The 20341-nt window shown below is 44.8% G+C and carries 19 protein-coding genes and 1 riboswitch; of the genes, 1 reads left to right on the forward strand and 18 read right to left on the reverse strand.

The window, feature by feature from the left end:
• Positions 1 to 141: 141 nt before the first annotated feature.
• The 4 genes from NQ095_RS05430 to NQ095_RS05445 form a co-directional block, all read right to left on the reverse strand.
• The gene (locus NQ095_RS05430; RefSeq protein ID WP_258262445.1) at positions 142 to 1317 is read right to left on the reverse strand and encodes a phosphoglycerate dehydrogenase; all 1176 of its coding nucleotides are present in this window, start codon (positions 1315 to 1317) and stop codon (positions 142 to 144) included.
• A 2-nt stretch (positions 1318 to 1319) separates the two neighbouring features.
• The gene (gene serC, locus NQ095_RS05435) at positions 1320 to 2399 is read right to left on the reverse strand and encodes a 3-phosphoserine/phosphohydroxythreonine transaminase (protein WP_258262502.1); all 1080 of its coding nucleotides are present in this window, start codon (positions 2397 to 2399) and stop codon (positions 1320 to 1322) included.
• A gap of 209 nt (positions 2400 to 2608) precedes the next feature.
• Entirely contained in the window at positions 2609 to 3931 is a 1323-nt protein-coding gene (locus NQ095_RS05440; protein WP_258262446.1) for a TrkH family potassium uptake protein, read from the reverse strand.
• Positions 3932 to 3933: 2 nt separating this feature from the next.
• The gene (locus NQ095_RS05445; protein WP_201716027.1) at positions 3934 to 4590 is read right to left on the reverse strand and encodes a potassium channel family protein; all 657 of its coding nucleotides are present in this window, start codon (positions 4588 to 4590) and stop codon (positions 3934 to 3936) included.
• 131 nt (positions 4591 to 4721) lie between these two features.
• Positions 4722 to 4859: riboswitch (cyclic di-AMP (ydaO/yuaA leader) on the reverse strand.
• A gap of 202 nt (positions 4860 to 5061) precedes the next feature.
• Between NQ095_RS05445 and NQ095_RS05450 the strand changes: the two genes are divergently transcribed.
• Positions 5062 to 5925 carry a DUF1206 domain-containing protein gene (locus NQ095_RS05450; RefSeq protein WP_258262447.1) on the forward strand — a complete coding sequence of 288 codons (864 nt, stop codon included), beginning with the start codon at positions 5062 to 5064 and terminating at the stop codon, positions 5923 to 5925.
• A 130-nt stretch (positions 5926 to 6055) separates the two neighbouring features.
• Here the strand turns inward: NQ095_RS05450 and NQ095_RS05455 are convergent, their stop codons facing one another.
• The 14 genes from NQ095_RS05455 to NQ095_RS05520 all read right to left on the reverse strand — a co-directional run bounded on the left by NQ095_RS05455 (position 6056) and on the right by NQ095_RS05520 (position 20257).
• Positions 6056 to 6589: a chromate transporter gene (locus NQ095_RS05455; RefSeq protein ID WP_258262448.1), complete on the reverse strand. Its 534-nt coding sequence runs from the start codon at positions 6587 to 6589 to the stop codon at positions 6056 to 6058.
• Positions 6586 to 7146: a chromate transporter gene (locus NQ095_RS05460; RefSeq protein WP_258262449.1), complete on the reverse strand. Its 561-nt coding sequence runs from the start codon at positions 7144 to 7146 to the stop codon at positions 6586 to 6588. Before NQ095_RS05460 ends, NQ095_RS05455 begins: the two co-directional genes overlap by 4 nt.
• A gap of 38 nt (positions 7147 to 7184) precedes the next feature.
• Positions 7185 to 8798, reverse strand: coding sequence for a gamma-glutamyltransferase family protein (locus NQ095_RS05465; protein ID WP_258262451.1), 1614 nt, complete (start codon positions 8796 to 8798; stop codon positions 7185 to 7187).
• A complete protein-coding gene (locus NQ095_RS05470; RefSeq protein WP_258262452.1) occupies positions 8795 to 9796 on the reverse strand; it encodes an ABC transporter ATP-binding protein in 1002 nt (333 codons plus the stop codon). Before NQ095_RS05470 ends, NQ095_RS05465 begins: the two co-directional genes overlap by 4 nt.
• Positions 9762 to 10769, reverse strand: a complete 1008-nt coding sequence (locus NQ095_RS05475; RefSeq protein WP_258262453.1) for an ABC transporter ATP-binding protein — start codon at positions 10767 to 10769, stop codon at positions 9762 to 9764. Before NQ095_RS05475 ends, NQ095_RS05470 begins: the two co-directional genes overlap by 35 nt.
• A gap of 8 nt (positions 10770 to 10777) precedes the next feature.
• Positions 10778 to 12310 (reverse strand): glutathione ABC transporter substrate-binding protein, encoded by a 1533-nt coding sequence (locus NQ095_RS05480; RefSeq protein ID WP_258262454.1) that lies wholly within the window; start codon positions 12308 to 12310, stop codon positions 10778 to 10780.
• A 21-nt stretch (positions 12311 to 12331) separates the two neighbouring features.
• Complete coding sequence (locus NQ095_RS05485; protein ID WP_258262455.1) at positions 12332 to 13237, reverse strand: ABC transporter permease; 906 nt, start codon at positions 13235 to 13237, stop codon at positions 12332 to 12334.
• A gap of 21 nt (positions 13238 to 13258) precedes the next feature.
• Positions 13259 to 14200, reverse strand: coding sequence for a nickel ABC transporter permease (nikB, locus tag NQ095_RS05490; protein WP_258262456.1), 942 nt, complete (start codon positions 14198 to 14200; stop codon positions 13259 to 13261).
• Between the two features lie 241 nt (positions 14201 to 14441).
• Positions 14442 to 14891 (reverse strand): Lrp/AsnC family transcriptional regulator, encoded by a 450-nt coding sequence (locus NQ095_RS05495; RefSeq protein ID WP_148970246.1) that lies wholly within the window; start codon positions 14889 to 14891, stop codon positions 14442 to 14444.
• 226 nt (positions 14892 to 15117) lie between these two features.
• Positions 15118 to 16314 (reverse strand): PDZ domain-containing protein, encoded by a 1197-nt coding sequence (locus NQ095_RS05500; protein WP_258262457.1) that lies wholly within the window; start codon positions 16312 to 16314, stop codon positions 15118 to 15120.
• Between the two features lie 329 nt (positions 16315 to 16643).
• Positions 16644 to 17672, reverse strand: coding sequence for an alpha/beta fold hydrolase (locus tag NQ095_RS05505; RefSeq protein WP_258262458.1), 1029 nt, complete (start codon positions 17670 to 17672; stop codon positions 16644 to 16646).
• A gap of 17 nt (positions 17673 to 17689) precedes the next feature.
• Entirely contained in the window at positions 17690 to 17875 is a 186-nt protein-coding gene (locus NQ095_RS05510; RefSeq protein ID WP_258262459.1) for a hypothetical protein, read from the reverse strand.
• Between the two features lie 12 nt (positions 17876 to 17887).
• Entirely contained in the window at positions 17888 to 18649 is a 762-nt protein-coding gene (locus NQ095_RS05515) for an SDR family oxidoreductase (RefSeq protein WP_258262460.1), read from the reverse strand.
• A gap of 150 nt (positions 18650 to 18799) precedes the next feature.
• Complete coding sequence (locus NQ095_RS05520) at positions 18800 to 20257, reverse strand: S41 family peptidase (RefSeq protein ID WP_258262461.1); 1458 nt, start codon at positions 20255 to 20257, stop codon at positions 18800 to 18802.
• Positions 20258 to 20341: the final 84 nt, after the last annotated feature.

Below are 20341 nucleotides of genomic sequence, written 5' to 3' on the forward strand. Positions count from 1 at the left end.
GTGGCTTATCCTTTTCTACTTCTCTTACTAATATGGTATTTTACGGAGGAATGATACGTGCGGATTGCCTGTCCACATTTTTTCAGGATAGCAAGGGGTGATAAAAACACCCCCTCATCAGATAAGGGAGTGTTTGTCACTTTATATGAGGCGTACGGATACGACGCCGGTGATGTTTTTCATTTTTTGTTTCACTTCAGCCTGTTCATCTTCCTTTAATTTCTGGTCAAGGTCGATCATGGTGTAGGCCCACGTGCTCTTACTGCGATTAATCATATCGGCGATGTTGACAGCATAACCTGAGAGGACCGTGGCAATTTGTCCCACCATGTTCGGGATGTTCTGGTGCATGACCGTCACTCTCATCTTCCCGCTGTAAGGAAGCTCGACGTCCGGGAGGTTGACCGCATGCTTGATATTCCCAGTTTCAAGATAGGTTTTCAGCTGTTTGGTGGCCATGATGGCACAGTTTTCTTCCGATTCGACGGTGGAAGCACCAAGATGAGGTACCGGCACGACATTTTCCATGGAGAGGACCCTTTGATTCGGGAAGTCCGTCACATATTTCCGGACGACTCCTGATTCCAGTGCACCGGCCATGGCGTCTTCTTCCACCAGTTCACCCCTTGAAAAGTTCAGGATCGTCATCCCTTTTTTCATTTTCCCAAATGCCTCTTTACTTACAAAGCTTGCCGTTTTGTCTGTCAAAGGGATATGCAGCGTGACAAAATCACACTCTGCCCACACTTCTTCAATATGATGGGCGCGCTTCACATCCTGCGATAAACGCCATGCAGCATCGACGGAGATAAAGGGATCGTAGGCAACTACATCCATCCCGAGGGCAAGGGCATCGTTGGCAACGAGGACACCGATCGCCCCCAAGCCGACGACCCCAAGCTTCTTCCCTTTGATTTCACTTCCTACGAATTCCTTTTTCTTCGCTTCCACCACACCCGGGACATCTTCTTCTGTTTCTTTTAACGAGTTTGTCCAGCCGACGGCAGAATACAGGTTACGGGAGGCAGCAATCAGATTGGCAAGGACAAGCTCCTTGACGGCATTGGCATTGGCACCGGGTGTATTGAAGACGACAATCCCCTTTTCCGTACAGAGATCGATGGGGATATTATTAACACCGGCTCCTGCACGGGCGATCGCCTTGACGGATACCGGGAAATCGTAGTCATGAAGGTTCTTCGATCTGACGAGGATCCCATCCGGATCCCCGTTCCCATTCAGATGATAGTTCAGGTCATCCTCGATCAGTGATAATCCGCTTTGACTGATGGCGTTGTACGTATTAATTGAAATCATTCTCAACATCCTCCTCGATCAGATTCAAATTTTCTCATGAAATCGACCAGCGATTCCACTCCTTCAAGTGGCATGGCGTTGTAAAGACTTGCCCTCATACCTCCTACGGAACGGTGACCTTTTAAAAATTCGAACCCTTCCGCTTTGGCTCCCTTTAAAAATTCGGCGTCCAGTTCTTCACTGCCCGTTGAAAAAGGAATGTTCATCAAGGAACGATTTTTCTCGGGTACAGGGTTGTGAAATAACGATGATTCATCAATACAGTCGTAAAGAAGAGCGGCTTTCCTCTCATTATGGGCCTGGATCCCTTCCACTCCGCCGTTCTCCTTCACCCATTCCAGTACGAGTTTCAGGACGTAGATGGAAAAGGTCGGCGGCGTATTGAAGAGGGATTCATGCTTCACATACGTTTCGTAGTTCAACATGGTCGGACAATTCCCAGGTGCCTTCCCGATCAGACTGTCGTGAATGATGGCCACGGTCACACCGGATGGGCCCAGATTCTTCTGGGCACCTGCATAAATGAGCCCGAAAGAGGAAACGTCTATTTTCTCAGACAGGATATGAGATGACATGTCGGCCACGAGGGGAATGCCTCCCGTATCGGGATACTCATGGAACCGGGTTCCCTCGATCGTATTATTGGATGTGATATGTACATAGCTCGCTTCTGGTGAAAAGTCCTCTGGTTCATAGTCCGGGATCTCAAATGGTTCTGAGGGAGACAACGTCCGTACCTTTCCCGCCTTCCCCGCTTCTTTTATGGCTTTCTTAGACCAACTGCCTGTTTGGATATAGGTCGCTTCCTGACCTTCACCCAGCAGATTAAGGGGGATCATGGAGAATTGCAGGGAAGCTCCCCCCTGCATGAAGATAACCTGATAATCATCAGGGATAGAAAGAAGATCCCGGAGCAACCCTTGTGCTTCTTCTATTATATTTTGAAAAGGGGCAGACCGATGACTCAATTCCATAACAGACATACCCGTTTCCCGATAATTCAATAACTCATCTTGAACCTTCTTCAACACCGGCTCAGGCAACACAGCAGGACCAGCAGAAAAATTATACACACGCTTCAACAACAGCACCACCAAAAGTTCAGAATTTTTCAACAGTATAATCCCGGGCAAGACTTTCGTCAATATCAGTAACCGATGATGAAAACGCTTAATAAGATTGTTTTTAGCCTCATGCGTGGTCATGGATGGATTCTTGCTGGTTTCATAAAAAAATCGACTTTCCCGCTTCATCCATGAAAGGCGAAGCGGAAAAGCCGATATTATTCTTATTATCCTGTTAAAATGTCTTCTTTAGGATAACGAATCTTCTCTTTGTCAGGACGAGACAGGGAAAACGCCAGTGTAAGTGGCCCGAGTTTCCCTGTGAACATCACAATGATGATGACCCATTTCCCTAACACGGAAAGGGATCCCGTTATCCCCATGGACAATCCTACCGTACCGAAGGCAGACACCACTTCAAACACAAGGGACAGGAACGACACATCGTGCTCTGTCATTTCCAAGAAAAAAAGAGCGGTGAAAACGAGTAGGACACTGATCATCGACAAGGCCAACGCTTTGAAAATATGCGCTTGATCAATCGTGCGCCTGAAGATACGGATATCTTTTTTCTCTTTTAAAAAGGCGATCATGCTCAATGAAATGACAACAAAAGTTGTCAGCTTGATCCCGCCACCTGTGGAAGCACTGCCAGCTCCGATGAACATCAGCAAGATGGTAAATAACAGCGTGGAGCGCTCCATACTTCCGTAATCAAGTGAGTTGAATCCCGCTGTACGGGGGGTGACAGCTTGAAAGTAGGAAGCAAATATCTTATCCGGAAGCGGCATCTGAGCCAGGGTGTTCGGGTTATTGAATTCCAGGACGAATATCATCATGAAGGCGATGACATTGATGAGGAAGGTTCCAATAACCATGATCTTTGTATGGAGGGATAGTTGACGGATCGTCTTTGATCTCCACAGATCCACCAGCACCGTGAACCCGATCCCTCCCAGTATAAATAGGAACGATATCGTCAGATTGATGATCGGACTTCCCACATATCCCATCAGACTGTCGGAAAACAGGGAAAAACCGGCATTGTTAAACGCAGATATCGAATGAAAGACACTGACGTACAAGCCCTTTTTCCATCCGAACTCCGGTACCCATTCCGTCGCTAATAACAGGACGGCAAAACCTTCTACGATAAAAGAGAATATAAATAAATATTTCACCAGCTTGATGACGCCGCCTACAGATGTTTGGTTCAACGCCTGCTGCAGGAGCAATCGTTCTTTGAATCCGATCTTCTTACCGAGCATCATGAAGATCAAGACCGCGAAGGACATGATCCCGAGCCCCCCGATCTGGATCAGGCTCATGACGACCACTTCTCCGAACAGAGTGAAAGCCCCACCCGTATCCACCACCGCAAGACCCGTCACCGTCATCGCGGAAGTCGTCGTGAACAATGCGTCGAGCCAGGAGATCTGATCAGTGGTGGCAAACGGAAGCTTTAAGAGCCCCATTCCCAGTATGATAAAAAATAGAAAGGTCACAACAAGAAGTTGCGGCGGACTTAACCGGATGACCTTTTTCTTCATTCTTATACACCTTCTTTTTCAAATCGGTTAATGTCCCGGTTATGACCGATAACGATCAGAAGATCCTCTATTTCCACCACTTCATCGGCAGAAGGGGAGACAATGACTTCTTCCCCTCGATGGATGGCGATGATATTACAGCCAAATTTGGCCCTGACATCGAGATCATTCAACGTTTTATTCGCTACCTTCTTTGAAGCATATACTTCTACGATACTGTGTTCTTTTGACAGTTCGATATAATCGATGATCTTTTCAGACGTGATATGATGGGCGATCCTTCTGGCCATGTCCCGCTCCGGGTGAATGACCTTATCCGCCCCTATCCGGTCCAGTACCTTCTGGTGATAGGAATTCGATGCTTTCACCCACACTTCCTTGACCCCTAATTCTTTGAGAAGGAGCGTGGTGAGAATACTTGCTTCGATATTATCACCGAAGGACACAATCACGTGATCGAAATTCCTTAAACCAAGTGATTTCAAAACCGACTCATCCATCGCGTTCGCTTGAACAGCATGGGTCGCAATATCGATATATTTCTGTACCACGTCGTGATGAATATCAATGGCCAGCACTTCCACATCCAGATCGGCCAGTTCCTGAACCAAATTTCCTCCAAATCTCCCTAAACCTATAACGGCAAACTGCTTTTTCATGATGAAATCCTCCAAAACCTTTTTTATAGCTTAACCAATTACTACCTGTTCATGACTTTACTCCCACATTAAAAAACGCAAAAAGACCACCAGGAACTAAGCCTGTGGTCATCTATTCCAGATCACAAGTATCATCCTCTCCCAATACGCTTACGGAGTTAGCTGACGGATTCGGGTCATGGAAGTGGCCCTACCTTTCAACAGAAAGGATTCACCCCTGAAACTAGTGGGTCCCCCGCTTCAATAAATGAATTAAGCGATAAAGAATATTCATTTGATGATAGATATATTACTCCTCTCCAGAGAGGTTGTAAATAGGTTTTTTTGTAAAAAATCCTGCCGAAAAAAACAGGTAAAATTATCTTCATTCATCCAACATTTACTGTTCGTTAAATAGGTTTGTACTTTCGTTATTCAGGGAATAGCATACATTAGTCGTACGAAAATTGAATCAGAAGGGAAGAAACGTCTATGGCAAGAATTTCATCCATCACCTCCTCAACGGAGGCTAATGAAAGTTCATCCGTTTCATCTAGTGATATAAAGCCCTGGATCAAGGGATTTGCACGAATTGGTTACATTTCAAGAGGGATCGTTTATATGCTCATCGGGGCATTATCCATAATGGCCGCACTCGGGATAGGAGGAAGCACCTCGGACTCGAGCGGTGCCTTTACGGCTGTCGCAAGCAAGCCGTTCGGTGAAGTCCTTCTCTGGATACTCGGAGTGGGCTTGATCGGAATTGTACTTTGGCGTCTCATTCAAGTAATCAAAGATCCTGAACATGTAAAAAACGGAGGAAAATCCATGTTCAGAAGACTGGCTAATCTGATCAGCGGAATTGCTTATGGTTCCTTGACCTATAACGCCATCGCCATTGCCATGCACGCCAAAAACTCTGGGTCCGGTTCAGGTTCCAAACAGACCCTGTCAGCCAAATTATTGGCACAGCCGTTCGGTCAATGGATCGTCGGGATTGTCGGCCTTATCATTATTGGATTCGCACTCTATGAAATTCATAAAGCTTATACCGAAAAATACACCGACAAATTCAAACGCCACGAAATGACGGAGAAAGAATGGGAACTCGGAAGAAAAACCGGGAAACTTGGACTGTATTCACGCGGTATCGTCTTCCTGCTGATTGGATACTTCTTTATCCAGACAGCCATCACGGCGGACCCGGATAAGACGAAGGGACTTGACGGGGCATTATCGGAGCTCGCTCAGCAGCCGTTCGGACAATGGTTGCTTGGAATCGTCGCAGTCGGATTGTTTTTATATGGTGTCTTCCAGATATTAAAAGGAAAGAACCGTCATTTGACGATTTATTAAAAAGAAGGAGCCGTCGAAAATGGACGGCTCCTTTTTCCTATTCATACTATCAACCTACTCCAGCACCGAACAATCCTGGTATAACAAATGTCCGGGCTCTTTCTTATATATCTGTGTGTATCGGTACGTTCTACACACCTAGAAAACATGCTCCATAAAGTAATGCTCCTCCAATTACGTAAGCGGGACTCACTTTCATTTTCTGAAGCAGCACATAGCTGCATACGGCAATCAAACCGGTTTGCACAATTCCGATCCCCTCATATGCATTCGTAAAAAATCCAATCGTCATGATCCCTAACAAAACAGCAATGGTTGGCCGAACCAAACTTGTCATCCGTTTTACCTTTGGTGAATCCTTGTATTTCATTAATAATCCAAGAAGCATGATCATCAATATCAAGGACGGGGCAACAGTCGCAAACACTCCTATACCTGCGCCAAGAATCCCCCCCTGCTGATAACCTATATAACCGGCCATTTTAGTGGCTATAGGTCCAGGCAGGGCATTTCCAAGCGCAAGGACTTCACTGAATTCGTTAACAGTCAGCCACTCGTAGCGATCGACTACCTCATTTTCCACAAGTGGAATGGAGGCTGGTCCCCCCCCATATCCCAATATCCCGGGAATGAAAAAGGCTAAGAAAATATGGATATAAATCATGATGCTTTCACCTGCTTTTCCTTAATTGGATTTCGGGCAAGTAGGGCAAACCCCAATAATGCACCAATCACGATAGCCGGGTGAACTCCTAAAACAGAAAGTAATAGTATACTTCCCGCCAACAGAACAATGGTCACTTTCCACCCCATATTTTTTTGAGATTTTTTTACAAAGTCCCATGTTAATACTCCAAGCATCACACCTACTACTGGAACCACTGCGCTTGCCATTCCTTGCACCCAATTCTTGTCTTTATAGGTGTTCAGAACCGTAAGGAGTAAAACCATTAGCACAATGGTGGGGATGATCGTCGCTAACACGGCATTCATCATCCCCAGGAATCCACCGACCCGAAAACCGATATACCCCGCCATCTTGGTTGCGATTGGTCCCGGCAGGGCATTCCCCAATGCCAGTACATCAGAGAAGTCATCATCATTCATCCATTTGTACTTCTCCACCACTTCTTTGTGTACTAGAGGAATAGAGGAAGGTCCCCCTCCGAATCCCAACATTCCCACTCGAAAAAAAGCAAGAAATATATGCAATTGCTTCATGATGCCACCCCCTCTTCCACTCAATCAATAACTATTCATCACCAAGCTGAAACCGCTCCATCTGTTCTCGACTCGGTACCACCCATCAGAACCCCTGAAACGGGATCTCGCCAAATGATTTGACCCCTTCCGAAAGCCCCTGAATCTGTCGCCACTTGAATATGATGCCCCCTCCTCGCTAATGCCTGAGCAATGTAATTTGGAAAATCCGGTTCAACGAGTACTTCCTTATCCTTTACCCATTGCCACCTTGGTGCATCCAATGCAGCTTGCGGATTTAAGTGGAAATCGATCGTATTCATCACTACTTGGAAATGTCCTTGAGGCTGCATATACCCACCCATTACACCGAATGGACCTATCGCCTCTTCTCCTTTCGTCAGAAATCCTGGAATGATCGTATGATATGTTTTCTTTCCGGGTTTGAGTGCATTGGGGTGTTCTGCGTCCAGTGAGAAATCATGCCCTCTGTTCTGCATGGAAATACCGGTACCCGGAATTACAATACCTGACCCGAACCCCATATAGTTACTTTGAATGAAGGAAACCATATTCCCTTCATCATCAGCTGTGGCCAGGTAGACCGTTCCACCTTTTTGGGGCTGATATTCCTTTGGTATGATCGCTTCTTCCTCAATCATTTCACGCCTCGAGCTTGCGTACCCTTCGGATAACAAGTGTTCCACAGAAACCGGCATTTCTTTTTCTTCTGTGATAAACGCTTTCCCATCGGTAAAGGCAAGCTTCATGGATTCGATTTGCTTGTGATATGTCTCGACTGCGTCTTTTTCTGATAAATGGAAGCCCTGCACGATATTCAGTCCCATCAAGGTCACAAGTCCTTGACCGTTAGGAGGAATCTCCCAAACATCGTAGCCTTTGTAGTTTGTTGAAATCGGGGTCACCCATTCCGCTTTATACTCTGAAAGATCTTCCTTTGATAAGTAACCACCACACCTCTCGACAAAAGAAGACATTTTTTCTGCGAGCTCTCCCCTATAGAAACTCTCTCCATTTGACTCTGCAATCAACCTGAGAGTCCGGGCATGACCCGGTGATGACCATATCTCTCCAATATGAGGGGCCCTCTCATTGGGGGCGAATGTATCAAACCACGGCTGGAATTTTTTATCATCTTTAAATAATTCCCGGAGTTTCTTGTAGGCCAACCCCCAATACTTGCCAAGTACAGGACTGATTGGATACCCTTCTTCCGCATATCGAATCGCTGGCGCCAGCACCTCATTCAATGGAAGCTTACCAAATTTCCCAGACAGCTCCGCCCATGCTGAAGGGGCACCTGGAACAGTTATAGGGACAGCTCCATGCACAGGCATCCCTTCATGTCCTTTCCTTTTAACATCTTCAATGGAAATACTTTTTGGAGAAGGTCCGCTTGCATTCAAACCATGTAGTTCCCCTTTTACCCAAACCAGGGCAAAGGCATCGCCGCCGATTCCATTGGATGTAGGTTCAACTACTGTCAGTGCTGCCGCAGTCGCAATCGCAGCATCAATCGCATTTCCGCCCTTTTGTAAGATCTCCAATCCAGCTTGAGATGCAAGCGGCTGTGAAGTAGCCACCATCCCTTTTTTCGCAAAAACGGTATTGCGTATTGAAGAATACGGTTGATATAAATGATCCATCTTCATAATAGTTCACTTCCTTTTTCCACATGATGACACGCTACATAATGTTGATCTCCCATATCACGCCAAACCGGCTTCTTTTGCTTGCATACCTCTGTAGCAATCGGACAGCGTGTATGGAATGTACATCCCGAAGGAGGATTTGCCGGATTTGGAATTTCCCCTACCAACCGGATCCTCTTCCGATTCCTCTCAATCGATGGACGGGGGATGGCTGACAATAGTGCTTTAGTATAAGGGTGCAATGGGTTTTCGTAAAGCTGTTTGGCAGATGCCAATTCAGCTGTGTTGCCTAAGTACATCACCATTACCCGATCACAGAAATAACGCACCACCCCGAGATCATGAGAGATGAATAAATAGGTTAACCCGTATTTTGACTGGAGAGTCTTTAATAATTTCAGAACTTGCGCCTGCACAGACACATCCAGTGCAGAAACGGCTTCATCACAAATAACAACAGAGGGATTCAATGCTATGGCCCGGGCGATTCCTATCCTTTGGCGTTGTCCCCCACTGAATTCGTGTGGATAACGGTCATAATGCTCTTCTTTCAACCCGACTTCTTTAAGCAACTCGGTTACCTTCTCTTTTCGACTCTTGCTGGACAACTTCGTATGCATGATAAACACTTCTTCAAGAGCATCCCCTATACGCTGCCTTGGATTGAGGGAAGCATATGGGTCCTGAAAAATCATTTGCATTTGCCTCTTGAAGGGCATCCGGTTACGTTCAGATAAATGCTGAAGTTCCTGTTCGCGAAAGATCACCTTCCCCTCCGTCACAGGTTCCAATCCCAGAACTGCTCGGCCCAGAGTAGACTTTCCACAGCCTGATTCTCCGACTACACCTAAACTTTCACCCTCATACATTTCTAAACTGACATCTTCTACTGCTTTTACATGGCCTTGAACTCTTTTAAGTAATCCACCTTTGATCGGGTAGTATTTTTTTAAACTTTCTAACTTAAGTATGGACGATTTTTTGACGGTTGTCGGCACCTTCGTCTACCTCCTGTAGCCAGCATTTCACTTTGTGGTCTCCCGGCAAATCAACATCATTCGGAACTTGGGCGGCACACTTTTCCATCGCATAAGGACATCTGGGATGAAAGCGACACCCATTGATTTCTTCATTAATATTTGGCAGTGAACCAGGAATCGCCTCAAGTTCAAAGTCGGGGTCATCCAAATTGGGTACAGAATTCAGTAATCCCTTTGTATAGGGGTGCTGCGGGTTTTCAAAGATGGATTCTACTGAACCCTCCTCTACTTTTTCCCCTGCATACATGACCATCACCCGATCCGCAACTTCTGCGACTACCCCCATATCATGGGTAATCATCATGACGCCCATGCCAAGCTTATCTTTCAAATCCTGTATCAAATCCAGAATCTGAGCTTGAATGGTAACGTCCAGCGCAGTAGTAGGTTCATCCGCTATGAGTAACTGAGGGTGACAAGCGAGTGAAATGGCAATCATGACTCTCTGTCTCATTCCCCCGCTTAGCTCATGGGGATATTGTTTCATTCTTTTTTCAGGATAAGGAATCCCTACTTGTTTCAACAATTCAATGCCCTGTATATGAGCCTTTGATTTATTTAACTTATGATGTAATTTGAGTGGTTCTCTCAATTGGTATCCGATTGTCAATACGGGGTTAAGCGCCGTCATCGGCTCCTGGAAAATCATTGATATATCCTTTCCCCGTACTTTTCTTAATTCTTCTGAAGACAATCTGTTTAAATGTCGATCCTTAAATTCAATGCTCCCTTCCTTAATGAACCCGTTGCTTGGCAGGAGGCCCATTACGGAAAGTGAGGTAATGCTTTTTCCGCAACCAGACTCCCCTACAACACAGAGTGTCTCCCCTTTTTTAATCGAAAATGATACCCCCCGAACAGCAGACACTTCACCATCTGCTGTTCGAAAAGCTGTGACCAGGTTCTTTACAGATAATAGATCTTTTGTCATCTTTACCCCTACTCTCTGTAAACGTTGTATAACGACCATTGACCAGTCGGATCTAATGTAAGACCTTTTACAGATTGATCCGTTGCTGCCGTTACCACTCCATGATTCATGACGATGACCGGTGCATCCTTCACGAGTAATTTATTCGCCTCATCCAGTTTCTCAGCACGTACATTTTGATCAACATTTTCTCTCGATTCATTTACGAGTTTATCGAATTCAGGATTACTGTATCGGACTCGGTTGGACGAACCTACATTATCTGAATGAAAGTTTGGATACAATAGTTCACTTCCATCTGACGTTGTATTAGACCAGCCAAGGAACGTCATATCATATTTCCCATCACGGGCTGTATCTAAGAACGTTCCCCATTCCATCGTCTCAATGGATACTTTTAATCCGGCCTCCTGGAGCTGAGATTGAGCAATCTCTGCCATCAGCATATAATTATCACGATTTGCTACCAATATCGTAAGCTCTTTATCTCCGAAGTTATTCTTTTTCACCAGTTCTTTCGCTTTTTCCAAATCATGTTGATACCCTGCTTCGTTTGCTGATTCATCATATCCGAATACCTTTGGACCGATGACACTGTTCCCTTCGATGCCAAGTCCATTCAACTTTTTCACGTAAGCTTCACGATCGAGTGCATAGGCAACCGCCTGGCGAAACTCGGGGTCGTTCATTGGCTCTTTTTCCATATTGAATCCCATATAATAAACAGGTGTCCCTTCCTGCTTTGATACCTCAACATTCTTTAAAGACTCCACACGTTGCAATTGTTCTGTAGGAATGGCATCAATAAATTGAACCTTCCCTGTTTGGAGCATAGAAATCGCCGTCGTCACTTCTGGAACCACTTTGAAAACGACTTTCTCTAACTTTGGTGCATCCTTCCAATAATCTTCATTTTTCTCGATTACAACCTGATCTCCCGGTGTCCAACTTACGAATTTAAAGGGGCCGGTTCCGACAGGTTCTTTCATTAAATCTTGAGATTCATCTGCTGACGGACTGACGATCGATGAATTTGTATGTGACAATGCTGCCAATAATGGTCCATACGGATATTTGGTTTTAATCTCAACCGTATAGTCATCCACAACATTCACTGACTCAATGGGCTCCAATAGTGACGCTCTGGGTGCAGCTGTTTCAGGGTCCATAAATTTATCGAATGTATATTTAACTGCTTCTGCATTAAAGTCCGTTCCATCATGGAATTTAATATTTTCTTTTAGTTTAATAACCCATGTTTTATCGTCTGGTGTATCATATGATTCAGCCAACAGCGGCTCCATTTCCATTGTCTCTGGATTCCTTGTAAAGAGAGTTTCATAGACCTGTTCAATGACGTTGGAGGAAACCGAGTCGTTTGTTAATATTGGCGAAAGTCCCACAACATCAGAGGTTGTTGCATACGTTAACTCCTGAGAGACTTCTCCGCTATTTTTGTCACCACTTCCACTTGAACTGCTTGAACATGCCGTCGTAAAAACTACCAATAGTCCTACCAATGCAATAAGCCACTTCTTCATCTTATTTTCCCCCTCTATTTTTCATTGATTTATATTCATGTTTGGATCAAGTGCATCTCTTAAACCGTCTCCGACCACATTAAATGCGAATACGATCAGCATGATGGCAATTCCCGGTACAATCGTCATATGTGGAGACGTCCACATGAAATTCTGTCCTTGGGCAATCATTGCGCCCCATTCCGGTGTCGGCGGTTGTGCCCCTAATCCCAGATAACTGAGTGCAGCCGTTGATAAAATGGCCGTTGCCATTCTCATGGTCGCGAAAACAATAATGGGGGCTATGCAGTTAGGCAGAATATGTTTCACCATGATGCGGAGATCGCTTGCCCCGAGTGATTTCATCGCTAGAATATACTCTTGCTTTTTCACCGATAATACTGATCCCCTTACGATACGGGCACATGTCGGTATAGACCAAATACTAATCGCAATCGCCACGTTCACCAGACTCGTTCCAAGAACAGCGATGATAAGCATAGCAAGGAGAATTCCAGGAAAAGCAAAGAGTAAATCCACAATCCTCATGATGAACCCATCCAGCCTGGGGTAATAACCCGAGAGAAGACCAAGGGTCACCCCTCCAATCAGACCCAGACTTACAGCCGTGATCCCTACAACAAGGGAGATTCTCGCTCCATATACGATCCTGCTCCACATATCACGGCCGTAATTGTCCGTTCCCAACCAGTGTCCTTCCGAAAATAACGGCAATTCACTTGCCGCCAGATCTTGTTTAAGCGGTCCGTGGATCGTAATAAGTGGTGCTGCTATAGCCAGGAATAGTTGTAGAGTGATAATGATCAATCCCATGACAGCTAATTTATTTCTCAATAAACGCTTTCCGGTTGTTAACAGGTATTTTTCCTTTTTCTTTAATGGAACAGAATTTTTCACAGAGTTCGTTGTCACTACTTCAGCAGCCATCTTCCTCTCTCCTCCCTTCTCTTAATCGTAGCTAATTCGTGGATCGATAAAGACATAAATAATATCAACTAACAAATTCACAAGAACAAAGAGCGTGGCCACTAATAATACGGAACCCTGAACCATCGGAAAATCCCTTGCGGCTATCGCATCGATCATTAACCTTCCTACACCATTAATGGCGAATACCTGCTCCGTAATAATGGTCCCGCCAAGGAGGAATCCAAAATTCAATCCAATGACGGTAATCACAGGGATCATCGAATTCTTTAGGGCATGAATCCAAATGATTGTTTTCTCTTTCAATCCTTTTGCCCTGGCTGTACGTATGTAATCTGCCCGAATGACTTCAAGCATCGATGAACGACTCATCCTGGCAATCATTGCGGCTGAACCCGTGCCCAGTGTTATTGCAGGAAGAATCAACTGCTTCATCCCTTCTATTGTCCAAAATGGGGAATCCAGCCCTCCCACGGGTAAGACCTGCAAATTGACGGCAAATACGAGTATCAGGATGGTACCCAGCCAGAAATTCGGTATGGAAATACCTGCTAAAGCTACGACCGTACTCGAAACATCCAACCAGGAATTTTGTTTTAATGCTGAAATAATACCAGCGATGAGTCCGATTACTACTGCGACAATCATACTCGCAATGGCGAGATTTAACGTATTCGGAAACCTGACCGCAATCGCTTCGGATACAGATTGCTTCGTTTGATAGGAATAACCAAAATCACCTTGAAATACTCCCTTCAGATAATCCCAGTATTGAACCAAAAAAGGATCATTCAAGCCAAGATTATCCCGGATGGCGGCAATATCAGAATCTGTTGCCGTAGGACCACCAATAATGGATGCCGGATCTCCAGGTGCAATGTGCATACTGCCGAATACCAGGAATGAAATACCAATGAGTAGAAGTAATAGTTCAAAAAATCTTCGGGTGATAAGTGCTACCAAAATATCCAACCTCCCTTTTCTAATTGTTTTCAATACACTTTCAAACACTTACGTTTGTTAGGTTAAAATAAAAATAAACCTAACAAACGTAGTTATTTTTATGTTATTGACGATTATATCGGATGCCGAAAGGAAAATCTACACATTTTTCTAAAAAATTTATTTATTTTGAATATTATTATTTTCAAGTTAAATAGTATAAAAAAAAGAGCTTACCAAATCGATGGTTAAGCCCTTTTTCCTATAATTTAAGTCCACTTCTACTTTTGAATCTTCTTAGTAGAATGTGACTTTCTACTCTGGAAATGCCCTCCAGAGAATATAGCTCATTATTCACAAACTTCTCTAATGCTGTAAAATCTTCGACAAGTACGTGCATATGTAATGTGCTTGGTCCTGTCATTTGATAACAGCTTGCTACACTGGGATTATCAGCTAATGTCTGCGCGACCTCTACTAAATAAGCTGGCTCACAGTCCACTTCAAAAAAAGCCGATACCTGCTTTCCCACTTTTTCCGAATTGATTACTACACTAAAACGCTCGATTACACCGTTTTCCATTAACTGATGTACCCTCTCCCTGACAGATACACGTGAAAGATTCAACTCTTTTCCAATGTCAGCGTAAGAAAGTCGTCCATTTTCCGTTAACAACTGTAAAATTTTCCGATCAATATCATCAATCTTCATCCATTCACCCCATAAATTTAACTGTAAATATTTTAACAAAGTAAATTCATTATAACGATAAACAAGTTTAGAGAAAAGGGAGTATCAGAATTTTCCAAAGATATTAGAGTCCTTTATTCATAGGTAATTGGTTCTAATACTAAAAAATAATCAAGTTGATTTTAATTAAATAAATAAAAGGACCTCCGACTAAAAGAGGTCCTTCTGACTATAGTATTGGAAGTTCTTAAGAAACCTGGTGATGCTCCCAACCTGAAGCTTCATCGGCAAAAATGATTCCCAGCTCATGATGATCACCTTCATAAAGGGCTCCCTGGGTAAAACGGTTTTCACCATTCGTCCCCAGAACCTCCAGCTTACAATAAGCTCCGTTCTTTTGCAGCGCTTCATAAAATCCCCGTTCCGTATTCACTTCGACACCGTTTACCTTCAGGACGATTTCCCCCACTTCAAGTGTCAGCTTCCTGGCAGGTGAACCTGGAAGGATACCGAGGATCATGACGCCATTAGGCTGCCGTTTGAAGAAATAAGGTTTTGAATCTTCCGCACTTCGATAACGGTAAGCGATCCATGCACGGCCAAGGATGGCCACACCTGCTGCACCGACCGAAAACAATGGAGCCCAGAATCCTGTTACAGCTAAGGTCAATACGAATGCACCAAGCCAGAATACACGGGATCCGGTCTGTTTGATCGCGAATTCAGGCAGCGTGCTTTTGACCAGCTGTTGAAACCCGAGGAGAAACGGTACACACAGTAATGAATACGTTTCAGTGCCCAACGTAAACACTGGCCACCATTCAAATGGAAGGGTCAATGACCCCGTGGGTACCAATACAAACATAGGGACGAGCCATAATTTCTTACCGAGATGTGCCCCCACCTTCAAGCCACGTGCACTTTTAAGCAAGCGGGGTGAAGTGTGCTTCCATCCGTTCAGTACAATCAGGATTCCTTCGATCATCATCAATACACCGAGTAGAACGACGATGGAACTGAGGAGACCCAGATTTAAGCGCTCTACATATGTATCTACGTAAGGGATCTCCCACTGAAAATAATCCACCGCCACTAAGATGAGGTAGGAAAAACCTATTGTCATGGTCGCTGACAGCAGCTGAAAACGTCCCGTCAGCGCAAACAGGATCGACACGGCTCCGATAAGGAGGATCCCGGCGAAGGGAATGACAACACCCGCTCCAACTGTCGCAACAGAAAACAACAATCCAAGGACGATTCCGTATGAAAATAGCACCCGCAAGTCATGGTACCCATCCAGCAATCTCGTATTGAAATCTCTCCGTTCCCTTTTCACACGATAATAGCCCGCCATAACGGCGAAAAACACAGAAAGATATAAAACAGGATGTAGAAATAATTTCCCTGCCCCTTTTAAAACCTCGAGTAACCAAAGCTCAATCAATGATCCGTCACCACCTTTTTGCAAGAAATTTGCATTATCTACTATTTTATCAAATCTATCTATTAAAACCTATTGCAATTTTATTCAATCGTTTTACGATTCGATTTCATTTCCGACAGTATTCCTCATATTTTCCCGGGAAATGATGTCGATTGGATGGGAATGGAATCACGATTTGAAGAAAAAGAGGCGATGGAAACGATCACCATCCGCCTCTATTCCTTATTGAAAATAAGATTTGATAAACTCTTTAAAAACGAAAAAGGCAAAACCCATGTAATCAATAGGGGCGTCAATTTCCCACTCCAGCATCATTTGGTTCCCTCCTTTTATTTAGAGTGTAAGTGTAACCACTCTATTAATTCCGTGGATATCCCGTATTTGATCAGACTGGCATGTCCTCCCGCCACCTCAGCCATTTGCTTATTTCCACTCGACACAACATCCAACAATGGAGTGGTGATTGAGGTCGGGACAAGGTGATCATATTGTGAAGAAATCAGGTAAAGATTCGAATCAATTGATTGTAGGTCAACATTTTCACCTGATAGTTTGAACTCCCCACCCATCAGAACATTCTCTTTTATAAAATAGGTGAGTATATCCCTTCCCATTGCACCTGTGAGGGGGAGATGATCATTTGTCCACTGATTGAAGCGGAGCCAATAGTGGGCATAGTCTTCATCGTAGGCTTTATTGAGGAGTGACAAATAAGGAGAAAAGTAAACGGGAGACGTCAAAGCCCTCATTCCATAACGGATAAAAGGTGCTGGTATGATGCCGATTTCCCTCATGATTCCTGTTACGTCCAATTCATCTTTTTTCAAAGCGTCCACCCAATTGTGGTAATCAGGGATCTGGTCAAAGTCGATCGGAGTGACAAAAAGCAGCAGGTTCCTTATGAGATGAGGGTGAATGGCAGCATAGATGACCGCTAACGTCCCCCCTAAGCAAAACCCTGAAAGGGAGAGATTTTTCTTCCCACAATGTTGAAGTGCCTTCTTTATGCAGGGGTCCACGTAGTGAGACAGATACTCAGCCACTCCTACTCCCTTCTCTTCCACTACAGGTTCACCAAATTCGAGAAGATAAACGTCGTATCCTTCTGCAAGGAATTTCCCAATCAGACTGTGTTCTTTTGTGAGATCCAGAATCGACGGCTTGTTGATATGCGAATAGAGTAAAAAGACTGGGATATGACCATTATTATGTTCTGAAGCGTAGAACCATAGTTTACTATTGTATTTATTCCAAATTTCCTCCCGTGGAAAGTTCGGCTGCCATTCGCTAGTATTTTGTAAGGTGTCTATAAAACCTTTCCAACGGGCCATTTCTTTCTCGTTGTTCATTTCTTTCATCGTAACACCGCCATTCTTTATTCTTTTAATGCTTGCGCAAGGGATAGGAGTTGAATGAAACACATGACAGCTTGGAGAAGTTCTAGCCATAACTTGACGGTCTCCACCAATTCGGGGTCATCCAACTTCTCTTTAACTGCTTGATTCAGTTCATATTCCACCCTCATCCCGATTTTTTTCAGATCTTCATAAAATTGATCCATTCCTTTCCCTCCTTATACCTGTGCACGGATGCCGCCATCCACGACTAAAATATGACCATTGATATAATCCGAGGCAGAAGAAGACAGGAAGATGGCCACCCCGTTCAAATCTTCTGCTTGTCCAAATCTTCCTGCAGGTATATGCTGCTTGATCTTGTTTCCCTGACTTGCAAAAAGCTCCTTCGTAATTTTGGTCGGAAAGAATCCCGGGGCGATGGCATTCACCTGGATATTATGCGGGGCAAGTTTCACTGCAAGATCCTTCGTCAACGTCATGACGGCCCCTTTGCTCGTATTATAGGGTACCGTGTCCATCAGCATGGGATTCGTCCCGCCAAATCCTGTGACCGACGCGATGTTGATGATTTTCCCCGCCTTTTGCTTGACCATGATCCGGGAGACTTCCTGGGAAAATAAAAAAGACCCTTTTACATTGACTTCCATTACCTTGTCCCATTTATCTTCAGGGATGTCAGCAAAAGGACCGGCCCATGATGTCCCGCTATTATTAATCAAAATATCGATTCTGCCAAACTCTTTCATCACCGTTTCCACTACATGTATTACATCCGCTTTCTGCGTAACATCGCAAGGAATGGCAAGTGACCGGACGCCTGAACCAATCAATGCTTCCTTCACTTCTTCACACGCCGACTGGTTCCTCGAACAGATCACGACATGCGCTCCCGCTTCTCCCAATGCAAGGGCCATCTCTTTCCCGAGACCCCGCCCACCACCTGTGACGATGGCAACTTTGTCTTTAACTGAGAACATTCTTTCAATCTCCTTTCTATTAAAATTAAGGTCATTATTATAATAGATAGATTCAGGGAATGAGTGCGTATTCTCCGCTCCAATAAGCAGAAATGAATCAAATGTCCCCACAAAAAAGAGACCTCTCAGGGAAAGAGAGATCTCTTATATTTACTGCTTCTTATTGGCCGTTCGCTCAATATACTCCAAGGCTGCCTGAAGCTGCAGATCATTCTTTTCATTCTGAACCGCTTCAAATATTTCTTCCTGCAGTCTTTCGCCGGTTTTGGCATCAATGACTCCCGTGACGTCAAGGCTTTCTTGGATCTGGAAATCCTTGACGGCTTTAGCGGTTTTCTTACTGAAATAACCATCGACCCGGTCAAGTGAGAATCCTAACCCCTGAAGCATTTCCTGGGCGTTTTTCACCTGTTCATTGTTAGTGCCTTCTTCCATTGGTTTTTCCACTTGAAGAGGATGGGCATAGAAGTAGGATGGCTGTCTGACCGGGATATCCGGTTTGATCCCCTTCTTATGAATCCAATTCCCGTTCGGCGTCAGCCATTTGAACATGGTGAGCTTGATATTGCTTCCGTCTCCCATCGGTACTGCCTGCTGGACGGTCCCTTTCCCGAAGCTCTTTGTGCCGATCAGCGGGTAGCCTTCCGCCTCTTTCAGCGCACCGGCAAGGATTTCAGAAGCAGATGCACTGCCCTCATCGATGAGAACGACGACAGGATACGCTTTTCTTTCCTTACTGTTGGAGAAGGATTTCAGCACCTCTCCGCTTCGTTCCTGGATTTGCACATACGGCTTTTTCTCCGTGACGAACTGTTTGAGGATGTCTTCCACACTGGAAAGGAGACCACCCGGGTTACCCCTCACGTCAAGAACCAAGCCTTCTACCTTTTTCTTCTCAAGTTCTGCCAGCTGCTTTTTAAAATCAACGGCTGTGTTTTCAGAGAAGGTCGTAATTTGGATGTAGCCGGTTTTCTTCCCGTCTACTTCCTTCACATCGGAGATTACCGTTTCAACTGGGATATCGTCCCGCTTCACGGACACTTCGATCGGATCTGAAAGCCCCTCTCTCGTAATCTCCAATTTTACCTCCGTACCTTTTTTCCCTCTAATCTTCAACGTCGCTTCATAAAGATCAAGCCCGTCAATGCTGTTCCCATCCACCTTGATGATGCGGTCATTCGGTTTCAGGCCTGCTTTCTCGGCAGGGGAATTTTTAAAAGGAGCCACGATGACGAGTTTCCCGTCCATGATCGCGACTTCTGCCCCGATCCCTTCAAAGGAGGAATCCAATGCGTCATTAAATTGAGACGCGGTCTCAGCATTCATGTAAACAGAGTATGGATCATCCAGGGTCTTCAGCATCCCCTGAATCGCCCCTTCCACAAGCTGTCCCTTGTCTACATCCTGAAAGAACTTGTCACTGATCAAATCATACGCGACTTCTACCTTGTGAAGCTTATCATTCAGATCCCCTTTGCCGTCAAACTGGGCAAGCTCTTCCCCGGACCCGGAACTGCCCGTCCACTCCAAGCCGCCATACATTCCTCCTGCACCGATCAACATGCTAATGATGATGGTGATGATGAGCTTTCTGCCCGTCCACTCCATATATTCCCCTCCAGCTTGTCGTTTGTTTATGGTATGGATGGGCTAAAAGCGAACGCTTTCCCATCCAACGAAAAAAGACACCAC

Origin of the sequence: Rossellomorea sp. SC111 (genome assembly GCF_024733565.1) — a bacterium.
In the GTDB taxonomy this organism is placed as follows: Bacteria; Bacillota; Bacilli; order Bacillales; family Bacillaceae_B; genus Rossellomorea.